The organism is Methylobacterium sp. NPDC097929 (assembly GCF_049543375.1).
GTDB lineage: Bacteria > Pseudomonadota > Alphaproteobacteria > Rhizobiales > Beijerinckiaceae > Methylobacterium.
Genome location: NZ_JBMVEP010000001.1, coordinates 442,670 through 462,283, shown reverse-complemented (window position 1 = coordinate 462,283; position 19,614 = coordinate 442,670). Strand labels below are relative to the sequence as shown.

The window sequence follows — 19,614 nt, the reverse complement described above, 5'->3', positions numbered from 1 at the left end:
CTCAGGCGAGCGTGCGGGCGAGCAGGGCCGGCAGATCGATGAGGGAGAAACCCTCGACGAGTTCGCCGGTCCGGTCCGAGCCGGGCGGTGCATAGCCCAGAAGCGGGCCGCGTCCCAGGCTTTCCGGATCGGCCGAGCGCTGTCCGATCGCGGCATCGATCCGCGCGATGCCGAGCACCCGGTCGACCACCAGCGCCACCGGCGGCTCCTGGGCGCGCAGGCGTAGGAGATGCCCTCGGGCTTCCCCGCGCTCCGACGTCCCGTCGAGACCGAGGCAGGCGGCGAGATCGAGCACGCTGACGATGGCTCCCGACAACGCCGTGATGCCGCGCAGGGCCGGCGGCGCGTCCGGGAGTTCCGTGCAGGCCGGCTCGGGACCGACGCCCGCGACCGCCGTCAGCGGCACGCCGTAGCGCTCCGCCCCGCAGGCGCAGACGAGGTAGTCGGCCGTGGCCTTCGCCTGCTCCTGCTCGGCGGAGCGGGCCGCGAGCGCCGCCGCGCGAGTGTCGAGCAGGGCGGCCGTGCGCGCCTTCGGGTCGGCGGCGGTGAGGCCGATCTTCATGCGTCGCTCCCGCTAAAGGCCGGCGAGCGTGCGGCGTGCCGCATCCACCAAGCGTGCCGCGCTCACCCCGTCGCCCTCCGGCAGAACCGTCTCGGGGGCCAGTCCTTGCGCGAGGCGCAGCGCGTTGTCGAGAGCGCGGGCGGCCTCCGCCCGGCGTCCGCCGCGGGCCAGCAGCAGGCCGAGCTGGAAATGGGCCATGACGAAGCCGCGATCGAGGAACAGCGCCCCCCGCAGCGCCCGCTCCGCCTCCCGCTCCCGCCCGAGATCGAGGGCGAGCAGCCCCTCGTAGTAGCGCAGTGCCGGATCGGTGGCGCAGCCGCCGATCTCCTCCTGCAGCCGGCGCCAGGCCCGGGCGGTCTCCCCGGCATCGGCGAGCACGCGGATCTCGGCGAGCAGGTCGCCCGGCGACAGGGGCAGTTCGCTGGCGGGTGCTGGCGGCGGCGGAAGCGGCGCCGGTGCCGACGGGGGCGGAAGGATCGGCTCCGCCGGCGGGAGGACGGCCGGTGCCGCGGGCAGGAACACGGGCACGGGGACAGGGATGGGTGGCGCTGCCGGCACCGCGCTTCCCGCCGGCCGGTAGGCGACCGTGCCCGGCAGGGCGACCGGGCTCAGCCATTGCGCGAAGGCGGGATTGGGCTCGGCATGGCCGAGCAGCAGCCATCCTTCCGGGGTCAGGCGCTCCGACAGAGCCCGCACGATGCGGTTCACGTGCTCGGCGCTGAAGTAGATCAGCACGTTGCGGCACAGGATCAGGTCGAAGCCGCCGGGCATCCGCTCCGATCCGTCGATCAGGCTCATCAGGTTCTGCCGCTCGAAGCGCACCATGGGGCGGAAGGCTTGGCGCAGGGCGTAGCCTCCCTGCGGCAGGCCCGGCCGGGCGGGGGTGCGGCGGAACCAGCGGGCGCGCTCTTCCGTGTCGAGGGTGCGCAGGGCCCAGGGGCCGTATTCCGCGGCGCGGGCGGTCGCCAGCGCCGCAGCGCTGATGTCGGTGCCGAGGATCGTCACGGTCCAGTCGCCGAGCGCCTCGCCCAGAAGGTCGCGCACGAGGATGGCGATGGAATAGGGCTCCGCTCCGGTCGAGCAGCCCGCGCTCCAGATCCGCAGGGTGCGGGTGGAGCGCCGCGCGGCGATCAGGTCCGGCAGGATCGTCCGGCGCAGGGCCGCGAACTGCTCGGCGTAGCGGAAGAAGAAGGTCTCACCGATGGTGATCTCGGCTTCGAGCGCCGCCCATTCCTCCCGGCCCGCGGCCCCGTTCAGAAGCGTAAGATAGGCGGCGCAATCGGCGACCGCGCGGGCCCGCATGCGCTTGCGCAGGCGGTCGTAGAGCAGGTCGTCCTTGTCCTCATAGTAATTGTGGCCGGTGCGCGCGATCACCCGCTGCTTCAGGGCCGGAAAGTCCGGATCGGCCAGGGTCCCTTTCGGGCGCCGGCTCCGCTCGGCGGGGCTGGTCACGGGGAGGAGCCCTAGACGGCGCGCGCCTCGTCCTGCCCGAACCGGGACAGCCGGGTCTTCGCCTGCCGCGTCAGCGCCTCGAGCCGCACCCGCTCCTCAAGGGTCAGGATGCGGTCCAGCGAGAGGAGGTGCACGAGCCGTTCGCCCCGGGCGAACTCGCCGACGACGCAGCCGTTGAGACTGCGCGCGGCTTCGACCGGCCGCAGGGCGTCCTCCTCGACCTGCACGAGGTCGAGGGCGCGGTCCACGAGAAGCGCGATGTCGCCCGCGCGGGCGAGAATGAGGTGACGGTAGGGATCCTCGCTCCCGGCCTCCCGCAGCGCGAACAGGGCGGCCAGATCGACGACGGGGACCGGCTCGCCGGCGAGGTTGAGAAAGCCGGCGAGCGGGCCGCCCGCGGCCGGCGGCGCATGCAGGCGCGGCAGCGGGAGGATCTCGCGGATCTCACCCCGCGGCAGCGCGCAGGTCGTGCCGGCGATGTCCAGAAGAAGGGTGGCCAGACGCGCCATCGCATGTCCTTCGGGCGGCGCGCCGCGGGGGCGGGCGCAGAAACACCGCTCGTCACTCGATCATGCGGTTGACGCCCGCCGAAGGCAAAGGTTGCGCATATCGACGCGAACGGCCGGTCCGGCCGTCCCGCGCGACGGGCCTTTCAGGCGACCTTCTGGCGGGAGCGGGACTTCGGAGCCGGCTCCGGCTCGGGCGCCGCCTCTTCCGCACGACCGCCGGGACGGCCGAGGCCGATCGACTTGGCCAGCGCCGAGCGCTGCGCGGCGTAGTTCGGGGCGACCATCGGATAGTCGTTCGGCAGGCTGTAGCGCTGACGGTACGAATACGGGTCGAGCCCGTGCGTGCCCAGATGGCGCTTGAGCGTCTTGTAGGGCTTGCCGTCGATGAAGCTGATGATCGCGTCCGGCGTGACGGACTTGCGGATCTGGGCGCCGGACGGCTTCTCGACCGCTTCCTCGACGGGCGTGGCCGCTGCGGTGGGACCGCTCAGACCGGTCAAGGCGGCGTGGACGTTCACGATCAGAGCCGGCAATTCGGAAGCGGGCACTGAATTGTTCGACACGTAGGACGAGACGATGTCGCTCGCCAACTCTACGAAATCGTTGAACGATCTTTGATTTTCTTCTGTCATTCTGCTTGTCCGTTCCGAGGGCCCCCGCGGCGCAAGATCATACGCGTTGCGCAAAGATGCAAGGCGTGAAACGTAAAAACTACGTATGCGTTGTGGGTATTGAGCGGGAAACACTCAAGTCCAACCCGTGCAGCCAAGCGTACAAGGTTAAATGCAGCGCAAGCTCGCACGGTCCAGTCGTGAAGCAGAGTGGGAACTCGCCTCTCGCGCGCCACCGGGAAGCCGAATCGCCGCTGGCTGAACACGGTCTCGTGAACGCTGCACCTCGTCCCCCATCGCGGTCAGGAAAGGGGCCTACTGGAGAGGGGGTGGGATGAAGGCATGGAGCAACACGTCGCGACCCCAGCGCCACCTCTGTTTGTCGCGGGCGCGGCGTGCTATGCGTCCTCCACCATGAAGCCCGCCCGCTCCCTCGCGCTTTGGCTCGCGACGGTGATCGTGATGATCGCCGCGACGCTGATGTCATCGGGCGCGCAGGCGCATGAGGGTCACGCCCATGACGGGCCGACCGCTGCCGTGACGGACATCGCTTCCCCGCCGACGCCGGATCTCGGGGCGTCCCTCGAGCGGCGTCTATCGGCCGATCTTTCGGCCCATGCGGTGTCGGCCGTTTCGCCCGTCCTCGATGCGTCCCGTCTCGCTTGCGCCTGTCCGGCCTGTGCCTCCGGCGGCGCCTGCGGGCATGGCCCCTCCTCCTGCTGCGCGACGGGGCTCCCTCCCGCTGCCGCTCCCGGCCTGATGCTGCCGGCCCGCTGCGACCGGGCTCCAGCCCGCGACGGGCCGCTCTTCTCCGGCATCGTGCCCGAGGCGCAGACCGAGCCCCCCAAACCCTTCGCCTGACGCGCGAACCCGCCCGGTGCTCTGTCTGCGCCGAGCGATCTCGATGCTCTGCGGGCGAAGGTCGTCTCCCCATGTCCAAGTCATTCTCGGCGGCGCTCCGGGCGCTGGCCGTCCGGCTCGCGCTCGCCGCCGCGGCGTTCGGTGCCGGCCCGTCCCTCGCTCATGACGGCCACGATCACGCCGCCGCCCCGGTGGCCCCGCCCTCGCAGGCGGCGCCGCGGGCCGAGGCCGCCTCGTCCGCCTTCGAACTCGTCGCCGTGGCGGGGCGCGAGACGGTCCGGCTCTACCTCGATCGCTTCGCCACGAACGCCCCGGTGAACGGCGCCTCGGTCCTGGTCGAGACGCCCGACGGCCCGGTCGAGGCCATGGCGGCGGGTGACGGCATCTACGATCTCGCGGCGCCCTGGCTCGCCCGGAGTCGCCGGCACGACCTGCTCGCCACCGTGACCGCGGAGGGCGAGACGGACGTGCTCGCCCTCGACCTGCACCTGCCGGAACCGTCCGCGGCGGCTGCCGCCGGCGCTGCGTCTCCCTCGTCGGCCGAGACGCCTGCATGGCTCGCCAACATGCGCCGTCACCTGACCCATCAGGGGCCGGTGGGCGCTGCCGCCGGCGGGTTCCTGCTGGGTCTGGCCGTCATCATGCTCCTGCGCGCTCGGCGGGCCGTGCCGGCCCTTGCCGTCCTCGCCGTCACCCTGACCCTGATCCTGGGGGGGGCCGCTCTGGCCCACGAGGGGCACGCTCCGGGGGCCGCGCCGGTGCAGGGCGCGGCGCTGACGCCGGCCGCCCTCCCGGGCGCCGAGCACGCCCGACGCTTGCCGGACGGAGCGGTGTTCGTGCCGAAATCGACCCAGCGCCTGCTGGCCCTGCGCACCGGCGTGACCGGCCTCGCCGAGCATCGCCGCACGGTCGAGCTGCCCGGCCGCGTCATCGCCGATCCGAACGCCAGCGGCGTCGTGCAATCCTCCGTCGGCGGACGCCTCGCCCCGCCGACGGGCGGCTTCCCGAATCTCGGCACCCGCGTGCGGCGCGGGGACGTGCTCGCCACGGTGACGCCGCCGGTCCAGGCGGTCGATCAGTCCGACATGCGCCAGACCCAAGGGGATCTCGACCAGCAGATCGCCATCGTCGCGCGCAAGGTCGGCCGCTACGAGCGGCTGGCCGCGACCGGCGCGGTCGCCCAGACGGCGCTCGACGACGCGCGGGCCGAACTCACCGGCCTCAAGGACCGGCGCGCCGCCCTGGACACGATCCGCCGGGCGCCGGAGGAGCTGATCGCCCCCGTGGACGGCGTGGTCGCCGAGCGCGCGGCGGTCGCCGGCCAGATGGCGGCTCCCGGCACGATGGTGTTTCGCATCGTCGATCCCGACCGTCTCTACGTCGAGGCGCTGAGCTTCGCGAGCCTGGAGCCCGGCGCCGCCGCCACGGCCCGGCTGCCCGACGGGCGCAGCTTGGCGCTCGCCTATCGCGGCGCGGGTCTGGCCGACCGCAATCAAGCGGTGCCGGTGCAGTTCGCGGTCACCGGCGGCAGTCAGGGCGTGCGGCTCGGCCAGTTCGTCACCGTGCTGGCACCGACCGGCGAGGCGGCCGCGGGCCTCGCCGTGCCCCGCTCCGGCGTCGTTCGCTCCGAGGGCGGCGCGATCGTCTACGAGCACGTCTCGGCCGAGCGCTTCGAGCCGCGCCTGGTGCGGGTCGAGCCCTTGGATGCCGAGCGCGTCATCGTGGCGGGCGGCCTCTCGCCGGGCCGGCGCGTGGTGGTGCAGGGCGCCGAACTGCTCGATCAGGTCCGCTGAGGGAGCCGGCTCGTGTTCGCACTCCTCGTCCGCGGCGCCCTGCTCAACCGGGTGCTGGTCCTGGCCCTCTGCCTCGCCCTCGTCCTCGCGGGCGGGCTCGCCCTCACCCGGCTGCCCGTCGACGTGCTGCCCGATCTCAACCGCCCCACCGTCACGGTGATGACCGAGGCCGAGGGTTACGCCCCGCCGGAGGTCGAGCAACTCGTCACCTACCCGATCGAGACACGGATGAACGGCCTGCCCGGCGTCACCCGCGTGCGCTCGGTGTCGAGCGCCGGCCTGTCCATCGTCACCGTCGAGTTCGCCTGGGAGACCGACCTCTACCGCGACCGCCAGTTCGTGGCCGAGCGCCTCGCCCTGGTCCGCTCGGAATTGCCGGCGGGGATCACCCCGCAGATGGGGCCGGTCGCCTCGATCATGGGCGGCATCCTCCTCGTCGCGGTGACGGGCGAGGCGTCGAGCCCGATGCAGCTGCGCGAGACGGCCGACTTCACCCTTCGGCCGCGCCTTCTCTCCATTCCCGGCGTGGCTCAGGTGATCCCGATTGGCGGCGAGGTGCGGCAGTTCCGGGTCAGCCCGAACCCGGCCGCGATGCGCGCGCTCGGCGTCAGCACCGAGGCGCTGACCAACGCGCTCTCCGGCTTCGGCACCAATGCCGGCGGAGGGTTCAGCGACGCCAATGCCCGCGAGATCCTGATCCGCAATATCGGCCGGACCCTGAGCCTGGAGGATCTGCGCAACCTCGTGATCCCGGCGGGTCCCCAGGGTGCCACCGCGGCGGCCGATCTGCTCGGCACCGGTAACCCGGCGATCGAGGGCCGGGTCTACCTGCGCCAGATCGCGCAGGTCGATTTCGCCCCCCGGCCCAAGCGCGGCGACGGCGGTTATCGCGGCGAGGCGGCGGTCATCCTCTCGGTCGAGAAGCAGCCCGGCATCGACACGGTGCGGCTCACGCAATCCGTCGAGGCCGCGCTCGAGGAGATCGCGCCGAGCCTGCCCGCGGGCGTGGACGCCCGGAAGATCCTGTTCCGTCAGGCCGATTTCATCGAGGCCTCGCTCGCCAACGTGGAGCGGGTTCTGCTGGAGGCCGTCGCCGTCGTGGCGCTGGTGCTGTTCGCCTTCCTGATGAACGCGCGCACCACCCTGATCTCGCTGACCGCGATCCCCGTCTCGATCCTCGCGACCGCGGTGGTGTTCTGGCTGCTCGGCTTCTCGATCAACACGATGACCTTGGGGGGACTCGCCATCGCCATCGGCGAGTTGGTCGATGACGCCGTGGTCGACGTCGAGAACATCTTTCGCAGATTGCGCGAGAACCGGGCCGAGGGCTCGCCGCGAAGCGTGTTCGATGTCGTGGTGTCGGCCTCCGCCGAGGTGCGGTCGGGCATCGTCTACGCCACCGCGATCATCGTGCTCGTCTTCGTGCCGCTCTTCGCCCTCTCCGGCATCGAGGGGCGGCTCTTCGCGCCGCTGGGGCAGGCCTACATCGTCGCCATCCTGGCCAGCCTGCTCGTCTCCGTGACGCTGACGCCCGTGCTCGCCTCCTACCTCCTGCCCGGCATGACGTCGCTCGCCGAGCACGAGCCCGCCCTGGTGCGTCGGCTCAAGGCCGGCAACGCGCTGCTCCTCAAGCGCGCGCTGGCCCATCCGCGGGTGCTGGTCACCGTCGTCGTCCTCGGCGTCGTCGGCGCGGGTCTGGCGGCGGCGCGATTGCCCCGCGCCTTCCTGCCGTCCTTCAACGAGGGCTCGCTGACGATCAACGCGACCTTCCGGCCCGGCATCTCGCTCGCCGAGAGCAGCCGCGTCGGCGCCATCGCCGAGCGGCTACTCCTCGACCTGCCGGAAGTCGTCACCGTCGGCCGCCGCACGGGCCGGGCGGAACTCGACGAGCATGCCGAGGGCGTCCACTCCTCCGATCTCGAAGTGCGGCTGAGGCCGGGGCGCCCCCGCGAGGCGGTGATCGCCGAGATTCGCGAGAGGCTGGCGGTCCTGCCGCTGACGGTGAATGTCGGCCAGCCGATCTCGCACCGGCTCGACCACATGCTCTCGGGCGTGCGCGCCGAGATCGCCCTGAAGCTGTTCGGCGACGACCTCGACGCCCTGCGCTCCGCCGCCGAGGGCCTTCGCGAAAGAATCGCGGCGGAGGTGCCCGGCGTCACCGACCTCCAGGTCGAGCGGCAGGTGCGCATCCCGCAGCTCGACATCCGGGTCGATCACGGCCGCGCCGCGCTCTACGGCGTCTCGCCGGCCGGCGTCGTCGAGACGATCGCGCGGCTCGCCAACGGGCGCACCCTCTCGACCATCGCCGACGGGCCGCGCCGCTTCGACGTGACCCTGCGCCTGCCGGAGGCCCGGCGCAGCCCGCAGGCGCTCGGTGACCTGCTGATCGAGACGCCCTCGGGCTGGGTCCCGGCCCGCGAGATCACCGACATCCGCGAGACCGACGGGCCGAACCAGATCCTGCGCGAGAACGGCCGGCGGCGCATCGTCGTCCAGGCCAATTCCGATGGCCGCACGGACATGGGCACGATCGTCGCCGGCATTCGCCGCGTCATCGACGGGACGCGTCTGCCCGACGGCGTCAGCGCGCGGCTCGAGGGCACCTACGAGGCGCAGGGCGAGGCGGCGCGCACGATCGGGCTGCTCAGCCTCGTCTCGCTCACGCTCGTCTTCGCCCTGCTGCACGGGCGCTACCGCTCGGTGCCGCTGGCGCTCATCGTGATGGGCAACGTGCCGCTCGCGCTGATCGGCAGCGTCGCCGCGCTCTGGATCGCGGGCCTGCCGCTCTCGGTCGCCTCAATGATCGGCTTCGTGACGCTCACCGGCATCGTCGCACGCAACGGCATCCTCAAGATCAGCCACATGCTGAATCTGAGCCTCGGCGAGGGGCTGCCGCTCGGGCCGGCCCTCGTGATCCGGGCGAGCCTGGAGCGGATGACCCCGGTGCTGATGACCGCGCTCTCGGCCGGCATCGCCCTGGTGCCGCTGCTCGTCGACGGCACGGCGCCGGGCAAGGAGATCCTGCACCCGGTCGCGGTGACGATCTTCGGCGGCCTGATGAGCGCGACCCTGCTCGACGCGGTGCTGACCCCGGTCCTCGTGCTGATGTTCGGCGGCCGTGCCTTCGCCCGGCTGCACGCGCCCGCCACCCCCGACAGCCTGCGCGCGCCCGTGCGCGAGGCCTTCTGACCCTACTGACGGAGACGATCGATGATCCGCGCGACACGCAGCGGCCTGTTCCTGGCCCTGACCCTGCTCGCAACCCCGGCCGTCGCCCAGCACGACGGCCACGACCACGCACCGGGTCCCAATGGCGGCCGGATCGAGGGAGCCGGCGCGTGGCATGCCGAGCTCGTGACGAAGGGCGAGGCCGTCGCGGTCTATCTCAGCGACGGAAACGGCAAGCCGCTGCCGGTCGAGGGTTTCAAGGCCGTGGCGATTCTCAAATCCGGCGCCAAGGCCGCGCGGGTGCCCCTCGCCCCCGAAGGCGGCCGGCTCGTCGGCCGGGCGGAGGCGGCCCTTGGCGAGCAGCCCTCCGGCGCCGTGCGGATCACCGCCCCGGACGGCACCACGGCCAATGCCCGCTTCGATTGATCGCATTTATTCAAGGACACCGCCGATGACGACGACCCTCCGCACCGCCCTTCTCGCCTGCCTGCTCGCCGTCCCGGCGCTCGCCCAGGACGCGCATCGCCACGACCATCACGGGCACGGCCGAAGCACCGTCGCGCCCGGCGACACGCCCGCGACCAAGGCCTTCCGCGATGCCGATGCGCGCATGCACCGCGAGATGGACATCCGCTACTCCAACGACGTTGATCTCGATTTCGTGCGCGGGATGATCCCGCACCATCGCGGCGCCGTCGCCATGGCGAGGGTCGCCCTCGAACATTCGAAGGACCCCGAGATCCGGAAGCTCGCCGAAGACATCATCAAGGCGCAGGACACCGAGATCGCGCAGATGCAGACTTTCCTGAAGAGGAAGGAAGCTGCGAAGGCGAAGTGACGCCGCTTACGGTCGCACTGTTCGACTCGTCATGGCGAGGCGGAGCCGAAGGCATCCGGCGGCGCATGGACTTGCGATGTCCCTCGACCCGCCGCGAACGCTTCGATCCGTCACGAAGTGGCGAGCTGACGGCGCGGGGCCGGGACCGCCCATCATTCGCTCAAGCGGTCGCACTGGCCGAGCCAAAAGGCCGGGCTAATTGAAACGCTTCCAGACAGGAAGCGAGTCCATGAGCTTGAGCCTGACGCTCACCGTCAACGGTGAGACCCGCGCCATCGACCTCGACGATCCGCGCGTCACCCTCCTCGACCTGTTGCGCGAGCGCCTCGGTCTCACCGGCTCCAAGAAGGGCTGCGACCGGGGGCAGTGCGGCGCCTGCACGGTGCTGGTGAATGGGCGGCGGGTGAATGCCTGCCTCTCGCTCGCGATCAGCCTCGACGGGGCCGAGGTGCTGACCATCGAGGGGTTGGCGCGGGGCGACGCGCTGCATCCGGTCCAGGCCGCCTTCATCGAGCACGACGGCTTCCAGTGCGGCTTCTGCACCCCCGGCCAGATCATGAGCGCCGTCGGCCTGATCCGGGAGGGCCATGCGGGCGACGATCCCGAGCGGGTGCGCGAGGGCATGAGCGGCAATCTCTGCCGCTGCGGCGCCTATATTGGCATCACCCAGGCCGTCCTCGACGCGCAGGCGCGCTTCGCCGCGTCCGAACAGGGAGAGGCCGCGTGAACCGCTTCGACTACCTGCGCCCCGGCAGCGTCGCCGAGGCCGTCGCCGCGGCCGCCGAGCCGGGCTCGGCCTATCTCGCGGCCGGCACCAATCTCCTCGATCTGATGAAGGGCGGGATCAGCCGCCCCACCCGCCTCGTGGACGTGACGCATCTCTCAGGGCTCGACCGGATCGAGCACCGGCCCGACGGAGGGTTCCGCGTCGGCGCGCTCGTGCGCAACAGCGACCTCGCCTACGATGCCGGCTTCGCCGAGGCCCATCCGTCGGTGGCCGAAGCGCTCCTGTCGGGCGCCTCGGCGCAGTTGCGCAACGCCGCGACGGTGGCCGGCAACCTGATGCAGCGCACCCGCTGCCCGTACTTCTACGACCCGGCCAGCGCCTGCAACAAGCGCGACCCCGGGGCCGGCTGCGAGGCGCGGGGCGGCGAGACGCGGCTTCACGCCGTGCTCGGCTGGAGCGAGCACTGCATCGCCACTCACCCCTCGGACTTCTGCGTGCCGCTGGTGGCGCTCGATGCCACCGTCGAGATCGCGGGCAAGGCCGGCGCCCGCACGGTGCCGCTCGAGGCCTTCCACCGCCTTCCCGGGGATGCGCCCGAGCGGGAAACGGTGCTGGAGCCGGGCGATCTCGTCGTCGCCCTGAACCTGCCCGCGGAGGCTGCCGCCTTCGCCCGCCATTCCCGCTACCTCAAGGTCCGCGACCGCACCTCCTACGCCTTTGCCGTGGTCTCGGCGTCGGCCGCCCTGCGGCTCGACGGCGGGCGGATCGCCGAGGCCCGCCTCGCGCTCGGCGGCGTCGCGCTGAAGCCCTGGCGGGCGCGGGAGGCCGAAGCCGTCCTGTCCGGCGCCGAGCCCACCGAGGCGCGGTTTCGCGAGGCGGCCGACGCGGCGCTGGCCGCGGCGCGACCGTCGGGCGACAACGCCTTCAAGATCGAACTGGCCCGCCGCCTGATCGTGCGGACCCTCGGCCTTGCCGCCGCCGGCACGCCCGCGCGCATGCCGGCGCTTCCGGCCTCCGCCTTTGCATCGGGAGATGCGCTTCATGCCTGATATCGCTTACGAGCAGGCCCGGCACGGGTCGAGCATCGGCCAGCCGCTGACGCGCCGCGACGGCCTCCTGAAGGTGACGGGAGCGGCGACCTACGCCGCCGACAACAAGCCCGAGGGGCTTCTCCACGCGGTTGTCGCGGTCAGCCGCATCGCCCGTGGCCGGGTGGCGAGCCTCGACGTGGCTGCGGCCAAGGCCCATCCCGGCGTGGTCGAGGTGATGACGGGCGCCAACGCGCCGCGGCTCGCCCAGGACCCGGACGCGAAGGACAACCCCTTCGTGTTCCGGCTCGACCTGCTGCAGAGCGATCGGGTCCGCTACGCGCACCAGCCCATCGCGGTGGTGATCGCCGAGACTCTGGAAGCCGCCACCGAGGGCGCCGAACTGCTGGCGCCCCGCTACGAGGTGGAATCGGCCCGGATTGGCCTGGATGTGGCCGAACCGCACGAGCCGCCCGTTGTCGGCGCGGGCGACAAGACCGCTGCCTCCCACGGCGATATCGAGGCCGGGCTGGCCGGGGCCGAGCGCCGGGTCGAGGCGGTCTACGAGACGGCGGCGCAGTACCACAACGCGCTGGAGCCCCACGCCGTCGTCGCGCGCTGGGAGGGCGACCGCCTTGTCGTCGATACGCCGAGCCAGGGGCTCGCCATGGCGAAGCTGCGTCTGGCCGGGCTGTTCGGCATCGATCCGAAGAACATTTTGGTCCGCTCGCCCTTCCTCGGCGGCGGCTTCGGCTCGAAGGGCTTCCTGTCCGGGCCGCAGGTGCTCGGCGTGATGGCAGCCAAGCTCGTCGGTCGTCCGGTGAAGCTGGTGCTGCGCCGGGAGCAGATGTTCGGCCCCGTCGGCCACCGCGCCGAGACCCGCCAGACCTTGCGGCTCGGGACCGATGGATCGGGCGCGCTCACCGCCCTCGATCATCACACCCTGACGGCCACCAGCAGCTTCGATGAGTTCTACGAGCCGGCCAGCGCCCTCTCGCGCTACCTCTACGCCGCGCCCGCCCTCGCCACGGGGCATTCGGGCGTGCGGGTCGATATCGGCACGCCGCTGTTCATGCGGGCGCCCGGCGAGGCCTCGGGCAGCGTGGCGCTGGAGGGCGCCATCGACGAGATGGCGGAGGCCTGCGGCCTCGACCCGCTGGACTTCCGCCTGAGGAACTACGCCGAAGCCGAGCCGATCTCGGGCCGGCCCTTCTCCTCGAAGGCCTTGCGGGACTGCTACGCGCAAGGAGCGGCCCGCTTCGGCTGGGACAAGCGCGCGCCGACGCCCCGCTCCATGCGCGATGCTGCCGGACGGCTCGTCGGCTACGGCGTCGGCACCGCCCTGTTCCCGGCCCTGATGATGCAGGCCGAAGCACGGGCCGAGATCCGCGCCGACGGCACCGGCACCATGGCGCTCGGCGCCCACGACATGGGTCAGGGTGCCTGGACCGCCCTGGCCCAGATTGCCGCCGACGGGCTCGGGATTGATCTCGACCGGCTCGATTTCCAGAGCGGGACCTCCGACCTGCCGAATGCCGGCATCGCCGGCGGCTCGGCCCACACGGCGACCGCCGGCTCGGCGATCCACGCGGCGGCGGCGGCCGTGCTGGCGCAACTGTCGGACCTCGCCACGGGCGACGAGCGCTCGGCCCTCTACGGCGCCGGCAATGCGGGCGTCTACGCCCGGGGCGGCCGGCTGGTGCGCCGGGACGACGAGGGCCGCAGCGAATCCTTCTCCGAGATCCTGTCTCGCGCCGGCCGTGCCTCCGTCTCGGCGCAGGGTCAGGCCTCGGCCGATCCGGCGGCGCGCGAGGCCTACGCCATGCACGCCCACGGCGCGGTCTTCGCCGAGGTCAGCGTCGACCCCGATCTCGGGCAGATCCGTGTGACGCGCCTCGTCGGCGCCTTCGCCGCGGGGCGGATCGTCAATCCGCGCCTCGTCCAGAGCCAATATTACGGCGGGATGATCTGGGGCGTGTCCTTCGCCCTGCACGAGCACGCCGTCGTCGATCCCCGCTCGGGCCGGGTGATGAACGCCAATCTCGGCGAGTACCATGTGCCGGTGAACGCCGACGTGCCCTCCATCGAGGCGATTCTCGTGGAGGAGCACGATCCGCACGTGAACCCGCTCGGCATCAAGGGCGTGGGCGAGATCGGCATCACCGGCACGGCGGGCGCGATCGCCAACGCGGTCTATCACGCGACGGGTGTTCGGGTGCGCAGGACGCCGATCACGCTCGACCGGCTGCTGGGCTGACGAGGACGGTCGGCCTCCTCTCGTCGTCGCGAGGCGGGGCCGAAGCGGTCCAGCGCGCCGCACTATCTTGGGATGTCGCGCTCCTGGATCGCTTCGCCTGAGGGCTCGCGCTGATGGGACGTCCCAAGCGCCTCGTCGAGAAGGCCTAACGCCTCCGCCACCGACAGCCGCCGGATCTCCGCCCGGCCCGGATCGCCGAAGCGCCGCTCGACGTGGCGGGTCGGCGCGTTCCGTGCGGCGAGTCCGAAATGCACCAGGCCGACCGGCTTCCCGGCGCTGCCGCCGCCCGGCCCGGCGATTCCGGTGATCGAGACCGCCACGTCGGCCCGCGAGGCCGCGAGCGCGCCCTCCACCATGGCGCGGGCGACCGGTTCGCTCACCGCGCCGTGCTCCGCGATCAGGGCCATGGGCACGCCGATGGATTCGGCCTTGGCCTCGTTGGAATAGGTGACGAAGCCGCGCTCGACCACCGCCGAGGAGCCGGGCACGGCGGTGAGCCATCCGGCCACGAGACCGCCGGTGCAGGATTCGGCGGTCGCGATTCTCTTGCCGGCCGCCGCGTAGGCCCGCACCAGCGCCTCGGCGCGGGCGAGCAACGCGGCGTCGGCGATCACGAGCGGCGCTCGGCAGTCTCGGCCTCGGTCTCCAGCTCGGCGCAGACCTCCGGCAGCCGCACCGTGGCGGCGGCCTGGGCGGCGAGGCCCTCGGCACGGCCGACGAAGCCGAGTTTTTCCGTGGTCGTCGCCTTGATGGACACCGAGGAGAGCGGCACGCCCGCCACCTCGGCGATGCGGGCGCGGATCGCCTCGCGATGCTGGCCGATGCGCGGCGCCTCCGCCAGCACGGTCACGTCGAGATGGTCGATCTTGCCGCCCCGCGCGCGCACCAGCGCGCAGGCATGGGCGAGGAACTGGTCGGAGGCCGCCCCGCGCCACTTCTCGTCGGAGGGCGGGAAGTGGGTGCCGATGTCGCCGTCGGCGATCGCGCCGAGCAGCGCGTCGGTGAGCGCGTGCAGTGCCACGTCGCCGTCGGAATGGGCGAGCACGCCCCGGTCGGCCGGGATCTTCACGCCGCCGAGCCAGACATGGTCGCCCTCCGTGAAGGCGTGAACGTCGAAGCCGGTGCCGAGGCGGGTCACGTAGGTCGTCATGGGTTCCTCAGATATCGCGGCGGCGCTGTCGGCGGAAGCCCGGCCGGAGAAAGCCCGGTCCGCCTCGATCAGGTCGGCAGCCTGGGTGATCTTCCGGTTGCGGGCATCGCCCTCGAACACCACGACCGACAGCCCTGCCCATTCGGCCAGCGCCCCGTCATCGGTGAAGCCGTCCTGCTCCGCGTCCACGGCCCGGCGGTGGGCGTCGAGCAGGGCGCCGAAGCGGAAGCTCTGCGGCGTCTGCACGGCGCGCAGGGCCTCGCGGGCCGGCGTCTCGTGGACGCGGCCGATTCCCGGCGCGATCGCCTCGACCCGCTTGATCGTGTCGGTGACGGCCACGCCCGGCACCGCCGCCCCGTGGGCATCGCCGGCCGCCACGGCGCGGGCGATCAACCCCTCGTCGACGAAGGGCCGGGCGGCGTCGTGGACCAGCACGAGGTCGGGCACTTGCTCACGCGCCAGACCTTCGAGGCCGGCCCGCACCGATTGCTGGCGGGTCGCCCCGCCCGGCACCGGCTCGGCCAGCTTCGCCCGCAGGGCTGGTTCGAGCTCGGCGAGGCATTCGCGGTAGAAGTCCTGCGCGTCGGCCGCGATCACGGGCTGGATGCGAGCGATCTGCGCCGAGCCCGCCAGGGCGGCGAGCGTCCGGGTCAGCACCGCCCGGCCGCCGACGCGGCGGTACTGCTTGGGCAGGTCGCCGCCGACGCGCAGGCCCTTGCCGGCCGCCACCACCACGGCGGCCACGATTCGGCTGCCCGGCTCAAGCGCGGTGGGATCGGACATGCTCGGGCCTCGAACTGCAGACACGGGAGAGGGATGGCGGGTTTCGCGCTCTTAGTGCGGTTCCCGCGCGCGAGGCAAACGCCGAACGGCCGCCGACCCCCATGACCCATCCGATCTTCGCGGCCATCGCGGCCGAATGCTCGGAACGCATGGGGGATTGCGCGAAAGCAACGCTTGCGTCCTTCCGTCTTTTGGCTACTTATTGTGCACAATGACACCTGACCATTATTTGAGCTCTCTGCGCGTAGGGGCTGATCGGGAGGCGGCGGGCCCGCCCGTCCTGCTGGCGCCCCTGTCGGGCGTCACCGATCTCCACATGCGCCGCCTCGCGCAGAGGCTCGGAGCGAGCGCCGTCGTCTCCGAGATGGTCGCGGCGGCCGAACTCGCGAAGGGCGACGCCGAATCCCGGGTGCGGGCGGAGGGCGCCGGGGTGAACCCGCACGTCGTCCAGCTCGCCGGCTGCGCCCCCGAGCCGATGGCCGAGGCCGCGCGCATCGCCGTGGCGAACGGGGCGGACGCCATCGACGTCAACATGGGCTGCCCGGCCAAGACCGTGACGGGGGGCGAATCCGGCTCGGCCCTGATGCGCGACCTCGATCACGCCGCCCGCCTGCTCGCCGCCGTGCGCGGGGCCGTCGCCGTCCCGGTGACGGTGAAGATGCGCCTGGGCTGGGATCACGCCAGCCTCAACGCGCCCGAACTCGCCCGCCGGGCCGAAGCGCTCGGGCTGAACGGCGTCACCGTCCACGGCCGCACCCGCCAGCAATTCTACAAGGGCCGGGCCGATTGGTCGGCGATCCGGCCGGTGGTCGAGGCGGTGGGCATCCCCGTGATCGCCAACGGCGACGTCACCTCCCTGGAGGAGGCCCGCGCCTGCCTCGCGCAATCGGGCGCGGCCGGCGTGATGGTCGGGCGCGCCGCGGTGGGCCGGCCCTGGCTCGTCGGCGAGATCGCCGCCGGGCTTGCCGGCCGCGCCGTGGTGCCGCTCTCCCGCGCGGCGCGGGCAGAGGTCGCGGCCGCGCATTACCAGGGGCTGATCGCGCTCTACGGCGCGGCGATGGGCGTGCGCCACGCCCGCAAGCATCTTGCGGCCTATGCCGACGCGGCCGGCGCGGGTGCCCTCACCCCCGAGGACCGGCGGCGCCTTGTCACCACCTCCGATCCGGCGGAGGCGCTGCGCCTCCTGCGGCGCGCATTCCTCGAACCGGCCAGGGCGGACGCGTCCCTCGGCGAGGCGGCCTGATGCCCTTTTCCGACGAGCCCGCCCCCGAAGCCCTGCCGCCGACCGAGGCGGTGCTGAACTCCCTGCCGCTGCCGGTGCTCACCATCGGGCCAGACGAGCGCATCCTGCGGGTCAACCACGCCGCCGAACTGTTCTTCGACGCCTCCGCCCGGCTGATGCTGCGCGGCCGCCTGCGCGACATCATTCCCTTCTCCTCGCCGATCATCGCCCTCGTCACCGAGGTGCGGCGGCGCCGATCCTCCGTCTCGGAATACCGGGTCGAGCTGGTCCAGCCCCGCTCGGGCCAGGAGCGCAGCGTCGACGTCTTCGCCACGCCCCTGCGCGACGAGGACGACTCGGTGGTGCTGATGCTCCAGGAGCGCACCATCGCCGACAAGATGAACCGGCAGCTGACCCATCGCGGCGCCGCCCGCTCGATGATCGCGCTCGGTGCCATGCTCGCCCACGAGATCAAGAACCCGCTCGCCGGAATCCGCGGCGCGGCGCAGCTGCTGGAGCAGGAGAGCGACGAGGAGGATCGGCTCCTCACCCGCCTGATCTGCGACGAATCCGACCGGATCGTGCGCATCGTCGAGCGCATGGAGCTGTTCGGCGACGAGCGTCCGGTCGAGCGCGGCCCCGTCAACGTCCACGGCGTGCTGGATCAGGTGAAGCGCTCGGCGCAATCCGGTTTCGCCCGGCACATCCGCTTCATCGAGAATTACGACCCGTCCCTGCCGCCCGTGCTCGGCAACCGGGACCAGCTGATCCAAGTGATCCTCAACCTCGTGAAGAACGCGGCGGAGGCGATCGGCACGGACACGGTCGAGGGCGAGATCACCCTTTCCACCGCGTTCCGCACCGGCCTGCGCCTGCAGATCCCCGGCTCGCGCGAGCGCGTCAGCCTGCCCATCGAGGTCGCGGTGCGCGACAACGGGCCGGGCATCCCGCCCGACATGCTGTCCGACCTGTTCGACCCCTTCGTCACCACCAAGGCGCAGGGGTCCGGCCTCGGACTTGCATTGGTGGCCAAGATCGTCGGCGACCATGGGGGCATCGTCGAATGCGATCCCGTTCCCCGCCGCACCGCCTTCCGGATCCTGCTGCCGATGTCGAGCGCCCGCGACGGGCGTGAATCGGCCGCGGAGCGCTGAGTCGAGAGCCATGCCCAACGGCCACATCATCGTCGCGGACGACGACGCCGCCATCCGCACCGTGCTGAACCAGGCCCTGTCCAGGGCCGGGTACGAGGTGCGCACCACGTCGAATTGCTCGACGCTCTGGCGCTGGGTCGCCCAGGGCGAGGGCGATCTCGTCATCACCGACGTGGTGATGCCCGACGAGAACGTCTTCGACCTGCTGCCCCGCATCAAGCGGGTGCGGCCGGAACTGCCGATCATCGTGATGAGCGCGCAGAACACCTTCATGACCGCGATCCGCGCCTCGGAGCGGGGCGCCTACGAGTACCTGCCCAAGCCCTTCGACCTGAAGGAGCTGACCGCCATCGTCGGCCGCGCCCTGTCGCGGCCCCGCGGGGCGCCCGCCCCCGGTGCGGGCCCCGAGAACGAGGACATTCCGCTGGTCGGCCGCTCGCCCGCCATGCAGGAGATCTACCGGGCGCTCGCCCGCCTGATGCCCACCGACCTCACCGTGATGATCACGGGCGAGTCGGGAACCGGCAAGGAGCTCGTCGCCCGCGCGCTGCACGATTACGGACGCCGCCGCACCGGCCCGTTCGTGCCCGTCAACATGGCGGCGATCCCGCGCGACCTGATCGAATCCGAACTCTTCGGCCACGAGAAGGGCGCCTTCACCGGGGCGCTCTCCCGCTCGGCCGGGCGCTTCGAGCAGGCGGAGGGCGGCACGCTCTTCCTCGACGAGATCGGCGACATGCCGATGGAGGCGCAGACCCGCCTGCTGCGCGTGCTTCAGCAGGGCGAGTACACCACCGTCGGCGGGCGCGTGCCGATCAAGACCAACGTGCGCATCATCGCCGCGACCAACAAGGATCTGCGCGTCTCGATCCAGCAGGGCATCTTCCGCGAGGATCTGTTCTTCCGCCTCAACGTCGTTCCCTTGCGCCTTCCGGCCCTGCGCGAGCGCGCCGAGGACGTGCCGGACCTGATCCGCCACTTCTTCGTGCTGGTGGAGCGCGAGGGCCTGACCCGGAAAACCCTCGACGCCGACGCCATGGAGCGGCTCAAGCGCTACCGCTGGCCCGGCAACGTGCGCGAGTTAGAAAACCTCGTCCGCCGGCTGGCGGCGCTCTACCCGCAGGAGACCATCACCGGCCCGGTGATCGAGGCGGAACTCGACACCCTGCCGCTGGCCCAGCCCAGCGCCGCCAACGGCAGCGGCGCAGCCCGCAAAAACGCAAACGGGGCCTCCGACAGCGAAACGCTGTCCGGCGCGGTCGAGCGGCACCTCGCCGACTATTTTTCCGGCTACCGCGACACCCTGCCCCCGCCCGGGCTCTACCACCGCATCCTGCGCGAGATCGAAGGCCCGCTGATCGGGGCGGCTCTGGCCGCCACCCGCGGCAACCAGATCCGCGCGGCGGAGCTGCTGGGCGTCAACCGCAACACCCTGCGCAAGAAGGTGCGCGATCTCGACCTGCAGGTGTTCCGCACCTCCCGGTGAGGCCACCTGCATC

17 protein-coding genes are annotated in these 19,614 nt (G+C 72.1%); 11 read left to right on the top strand and 6 right to left on the bottom strand.

The features are described from left to right. Position 1: 1 nt before the first annotated feature. The 4 genes from ACPCJR_RS02120 to ACPCJR_RS02105 form a co-directional block, all read right to left on the bottom strand. Complete coding sequence (locus ACPCJR_RS02120) at positions 2-562, bottom strand: chemotaxis protein CheW (protein ID WP_391510910.1); 561 nt, start codon at positions 560-562, stop codon at positions 2-4. A 12-nt stretch (positions 563-574) separates the two neighbouring features. Beyond that, positions 575-2,014, bottom strand: coding sequence for a CheR family methyltransferase (locus ACPCJR_RS02115; protein WP_391510911.1), 1,440 nt, complete (start codon positions 2,012-2,014; stop codon positions 575-577). A gap of 11 nt (positions 2,015-2,025) precedes the next feature. Then, positions 2,026-2,523 (bottom strand): chemotaxis protein CheW, encoded by a 498-nt coding sequence (locus ACPCJR_RS02110; RefSeq protein WP_391510912.1) that lies wholly within the window; start codon positions 2,521-2,523, stop codon positions 2,026-2,028. Positions 2,524-2,666: 143 nt separating this feature from the next. Beyond that, the gene (locus tag ACPCJR_RS02105; RefSeq protein WP_391510913.1) at positions 2,667-3,155 is read right to left on the bottom strand and encodes a MucR family transcriptional regulator; all 489 of its coding nucleotides are present in this window, start codon (positions 3,153-3,155) and stop codon (positions 2,667-2,669) included. Between the two features lie 393 nt (positions 3,156-3,548). Here ACPCJR_RS02105 and ACPCJR_RS02100 point away from each other — a divergent pair, with 393 nt between their 5' ends. The 8 genes from ACPCJR_RS02100 to ACPCJR_RS02065 all read left to right on the top strand — a co-directional run bounded on the left by ACPCJR_RS02100 (position 3,549) and on the right by ACPCJR_RS02065 (position 13,806). Further along, the gene (locus ACPCJR_RS02100; RefSeq protein WP_391510914.1) at positions 3,549-3,995 is read left to right on the top strand and encodes a hypothetical protein; all 447 of its coding nucleotides are present in this window, start codon (positions 3,549-3,551) and stop codon (positions 3,993-3,995) included. A 71-nt stretch (positions 3,996-4,066) separates the two neighbouring features. After that, positions 4,067-5,788 (top strand): efflux RND transporter periplasmic adaptor subunit, encoded by a 1,722-nt coding sequence (locus ACPCJR_RS02095; protein WP_391510915.1) that lies wholly within the window; start codon positions 4,067-4,069, stop codon positions 5,786-5,788. A gap of 12 nt (positions 5,789-5,800) precedes the next feature. Further along, the gene (locus ACPCJR_RS02090) at positions 5,801-8,977 is read left to right on the top strand and encodes an efflux RND transporter permease subunit (RefSeq protein ID WP_391510917.1); all 3,177 of its coding nucleotides are present in this window, start codon (positions 5,801-5,803) and stop codon (positions 8,975-8,977) included. 21 nt (positions 8,978-8,998) lie between these two features. Then, on the top strand, positions 8,999-9,382 hold the full coding sequence (locus tag ACPCJR_RS02085) for a hypothetical protein (RefSeq protein ID WP_391510918.1): 384 nt from the start codon (positions 8,999-9,001) through the stop codon (positions 9,380-9,382). Between the two features lie 25 nt (positions 9,383-9,407). Continuing rightward, entirely contained in the window at positions 9,408-9,794 is a 387-nt protein-coding gene (gene copM / locus ACPCJR_RS02080; RefSeq protein WP_391510919.1) for a CopM family metallochaperone, read from the top strand. Positions 9,795-10,023: 229 nt separating this feature from the next. After that, positions 10,024-10,521, top strand: a complete 498-nt coding sequence (locus tag ACPCJR_RS02075) for a (2Fe-2S)-binding protein (RefSeq protein WP_391510920.1) — start codon at positions 10,024-10,026, stop codon at positions 10,519-10,521. After that, positions 10,518-11,570 (top strand): FAD binding domain-containing protein, encoded by a 1,053-nt coding sequence (locus ACPCJR_RS02070; RefSeq protein ID WP_391510921.1) that lies wholly within the window; start codon positions 10,518-10,520, stop codon positions 11,568-11,570. Before ACPCJR_RS02075 ends, ACPCJR_RS02070 begins: the two co-directional genes overlap by 4 nt. Next, positions 11,563-13,806, top strand: a complete 2,244-nt coding sequence (locus ACPCJR_RS02065) for a xanthine dehydrogenase family protein molybdopterin-binding subunit (protein WP_391510922.1) — start codon at positions 11,563-11,565, stop codon at positions 13,804-13,806. The genes ACPCJR_RS02070 and ACPCJR_RS02065 overlap by 8 nt, the downstream gene beginning before the upstream one ends. 62 nt (positions 13,807-13,868) lie before the next feature. Here ACPCJR_RS02065 and ACPCJR_RS02060 read toward each other — a convergent pair whose 3' ends face one another. Then, positions 13,869-14,420 carry a CinA family protein gene (locus ACPCJR_RS02060; RefSeq protein ID WP_391510923.1) on the bottom strand — a complete coding sequence of 184 codons (552 nt, stop codon included), beginning with the start codon at positions 14,418-14,420 and terminating at the stop codon, positions 13,869-13,871. Beyond that, a complete protein-coding gene (locus tag ACPCJR_RS02055; RefSeq protein ID WP_391510924.1) occupies positions 14,417-15,739 on the bottom strand; it encodes a bifunctional 2-C-methyl-D-erythritol 4-phosphate cytidylyltransferase/2-C-methyl-D-erythritol 2,4-cyclodiphosphate synthase in 1,323 nt (440 codons plus the stop codon). Before ACPCJR_RS02055 ends, ACPCJR_RS02060 begins: the two co-directional genes overlap by 4 nt. 211 nt (positions 15,740-15,950) lie before the next feature. Between ACPCJR_RS02055 and dusB the strand changes: the two genes are divergently transcribed. The 3 genes from dusB to ntrC are packed head-to-tail and all read left to right on the top strand — an operon-like array spanning position 15,951 to position 19,601. Continuing rightward, positions 15,951-16,982, top strand: coding sequence for a tRNA dihydrouridine synthase DusB (gene dusB / locus ACPCJR_RS02050; protein WP_391510925.1), 1,032 nt, complete (start codon positions 15,951-15,953; stop codon positions 16,980-16,982). After that, positions 16,982-18,115 (top strand): two-component system sensor histidine kinase NtrB, encoded by a 1,134-nt coding sequence (locus ACPCJR_RS02045; protein ID WP_391510926.1) that lies wholly within the window; start codon positions 16,982-16,984, stop codon positions 18,113-18,115. Before dusB ends, ACPCJR_RS02045 begins: the two co-directional genes overlap by 1 nt. Before the next feature lie 10 nt (positions 18,116-18,125). Next, positions 18,126-19,601 (top strand): nitrogen regulation protein NR(I), encoded by a 1,476-nt coding sequence (gene ntrC / locus ACPCJR_RS02040; protein ID WP_110350005.1) that lies wholly within the window; start codon positions 18,126-18,128, stop codon positions 19,599-19,601. The last annotated feature ends 13 nt before the right edge of the window (positions 19,602-19,614 follow it).

What these genes read in the sequence shown, in the direction of transcription:
- ACPCJR_RS02120 (WP_391510910.1), bottom strand. Translation starts at nt 562, where the DNA reads ATGAAGATCGGCCTCACCGCCGCCGACCCGAAGGCGCGCACGGCCGCC.
- ACPCJR_RS02085 (WP_391510918.1), top strand. Translation starts at nt 8,999, where the DNA reads ATGATCCGCGCGACACGCAGCGGCCTGTTCCTGGCCCTGACCCTGCTC.
- ACPCJR_RS02045 (WP_391510926.1), top strand. Translation starts at nt 16,982, where the DNA reads ATGCCCTTTTCCGACGAGCCCGCCCCCGAAGCCCTGCCGCCGACCGAG.
- ACPCJR_RS02105 (WP_391510913.1), bottom strand. Translation starts at nt 3,155, where the DNA reads ATGACAGAAGAAAATCAAAGATCGTTCAACGATTTCGTAGAGTTGGCG.
- ACPCJR_RS02075 (WP_391510920.1), top strand. Translation starts at nt 10,024, where the DNA reads ATGAGCTTGAGCCTGACGCTCACCGTCAACGGTGAGACCCGCGCCATC.
- ACPCJR_RS02100 (WP_391510914.1), top strand. Translation starts at nt 3,549, where the DNA reads ATGAAGCCCGCCCGCTCCCTCGCGCTTTGGCTCGCGACGGTGATCGTG.
- ntrC (WP_110350005.1), top strand. Translation starts at nt 18,126, where the DNA reads ATGCCCAACGGCCACATCATCGTCGCGGACGACGACGCCGCCATCCGC.
- ACPCJR_RS02055 (WP_391510924.1), bottom strand. Translation starts at nt 15,739, where the DNA reads ATGTCCGATCCCACCGCGCTTGAGCCGGGCAGCCGAATCGTGGCCGCC.
- ACPCJR_RS02065 (WP_391510922.1), top strand. Translation starts at nt 11,563, where the DNA reads ATGCCTGATATCGCTTACGAGCAGGCCCGGCACGGGTCGAGCATCGGC.
- ACPCJR_RS02095 (WP_391510915.1), top strand. Translation starts at nt 4,067, where the DNA reads ATGTCCAAGTCATTCTCGGCGGCGCTCCGGGCGCTGGCCGTCCGGCTC.
- ACPCJR_RS02110 (WP_391510912.1), bottom strand. Translation starts at nt 2,523, where the DNA reads ATGGCGCGTCTGGCCACCCTTCTTCTGGACATCGCCGGCACGACCTGC.
- copM (WP_391510919.1), top strand. Translation starts at nt 9,408, where the DNA reads ATGACGACGACCCTCCGCACCGCCCTTCTCGCCTGCCTGCTCGCCGTC.
- dusB (WP_391510925.1), top strand. Translation starts at nt 15,951, where the DNA reads ATGACACCTGACCATTATTTGAGCTCTCTGCGCGTAGGGGCTGATCGG.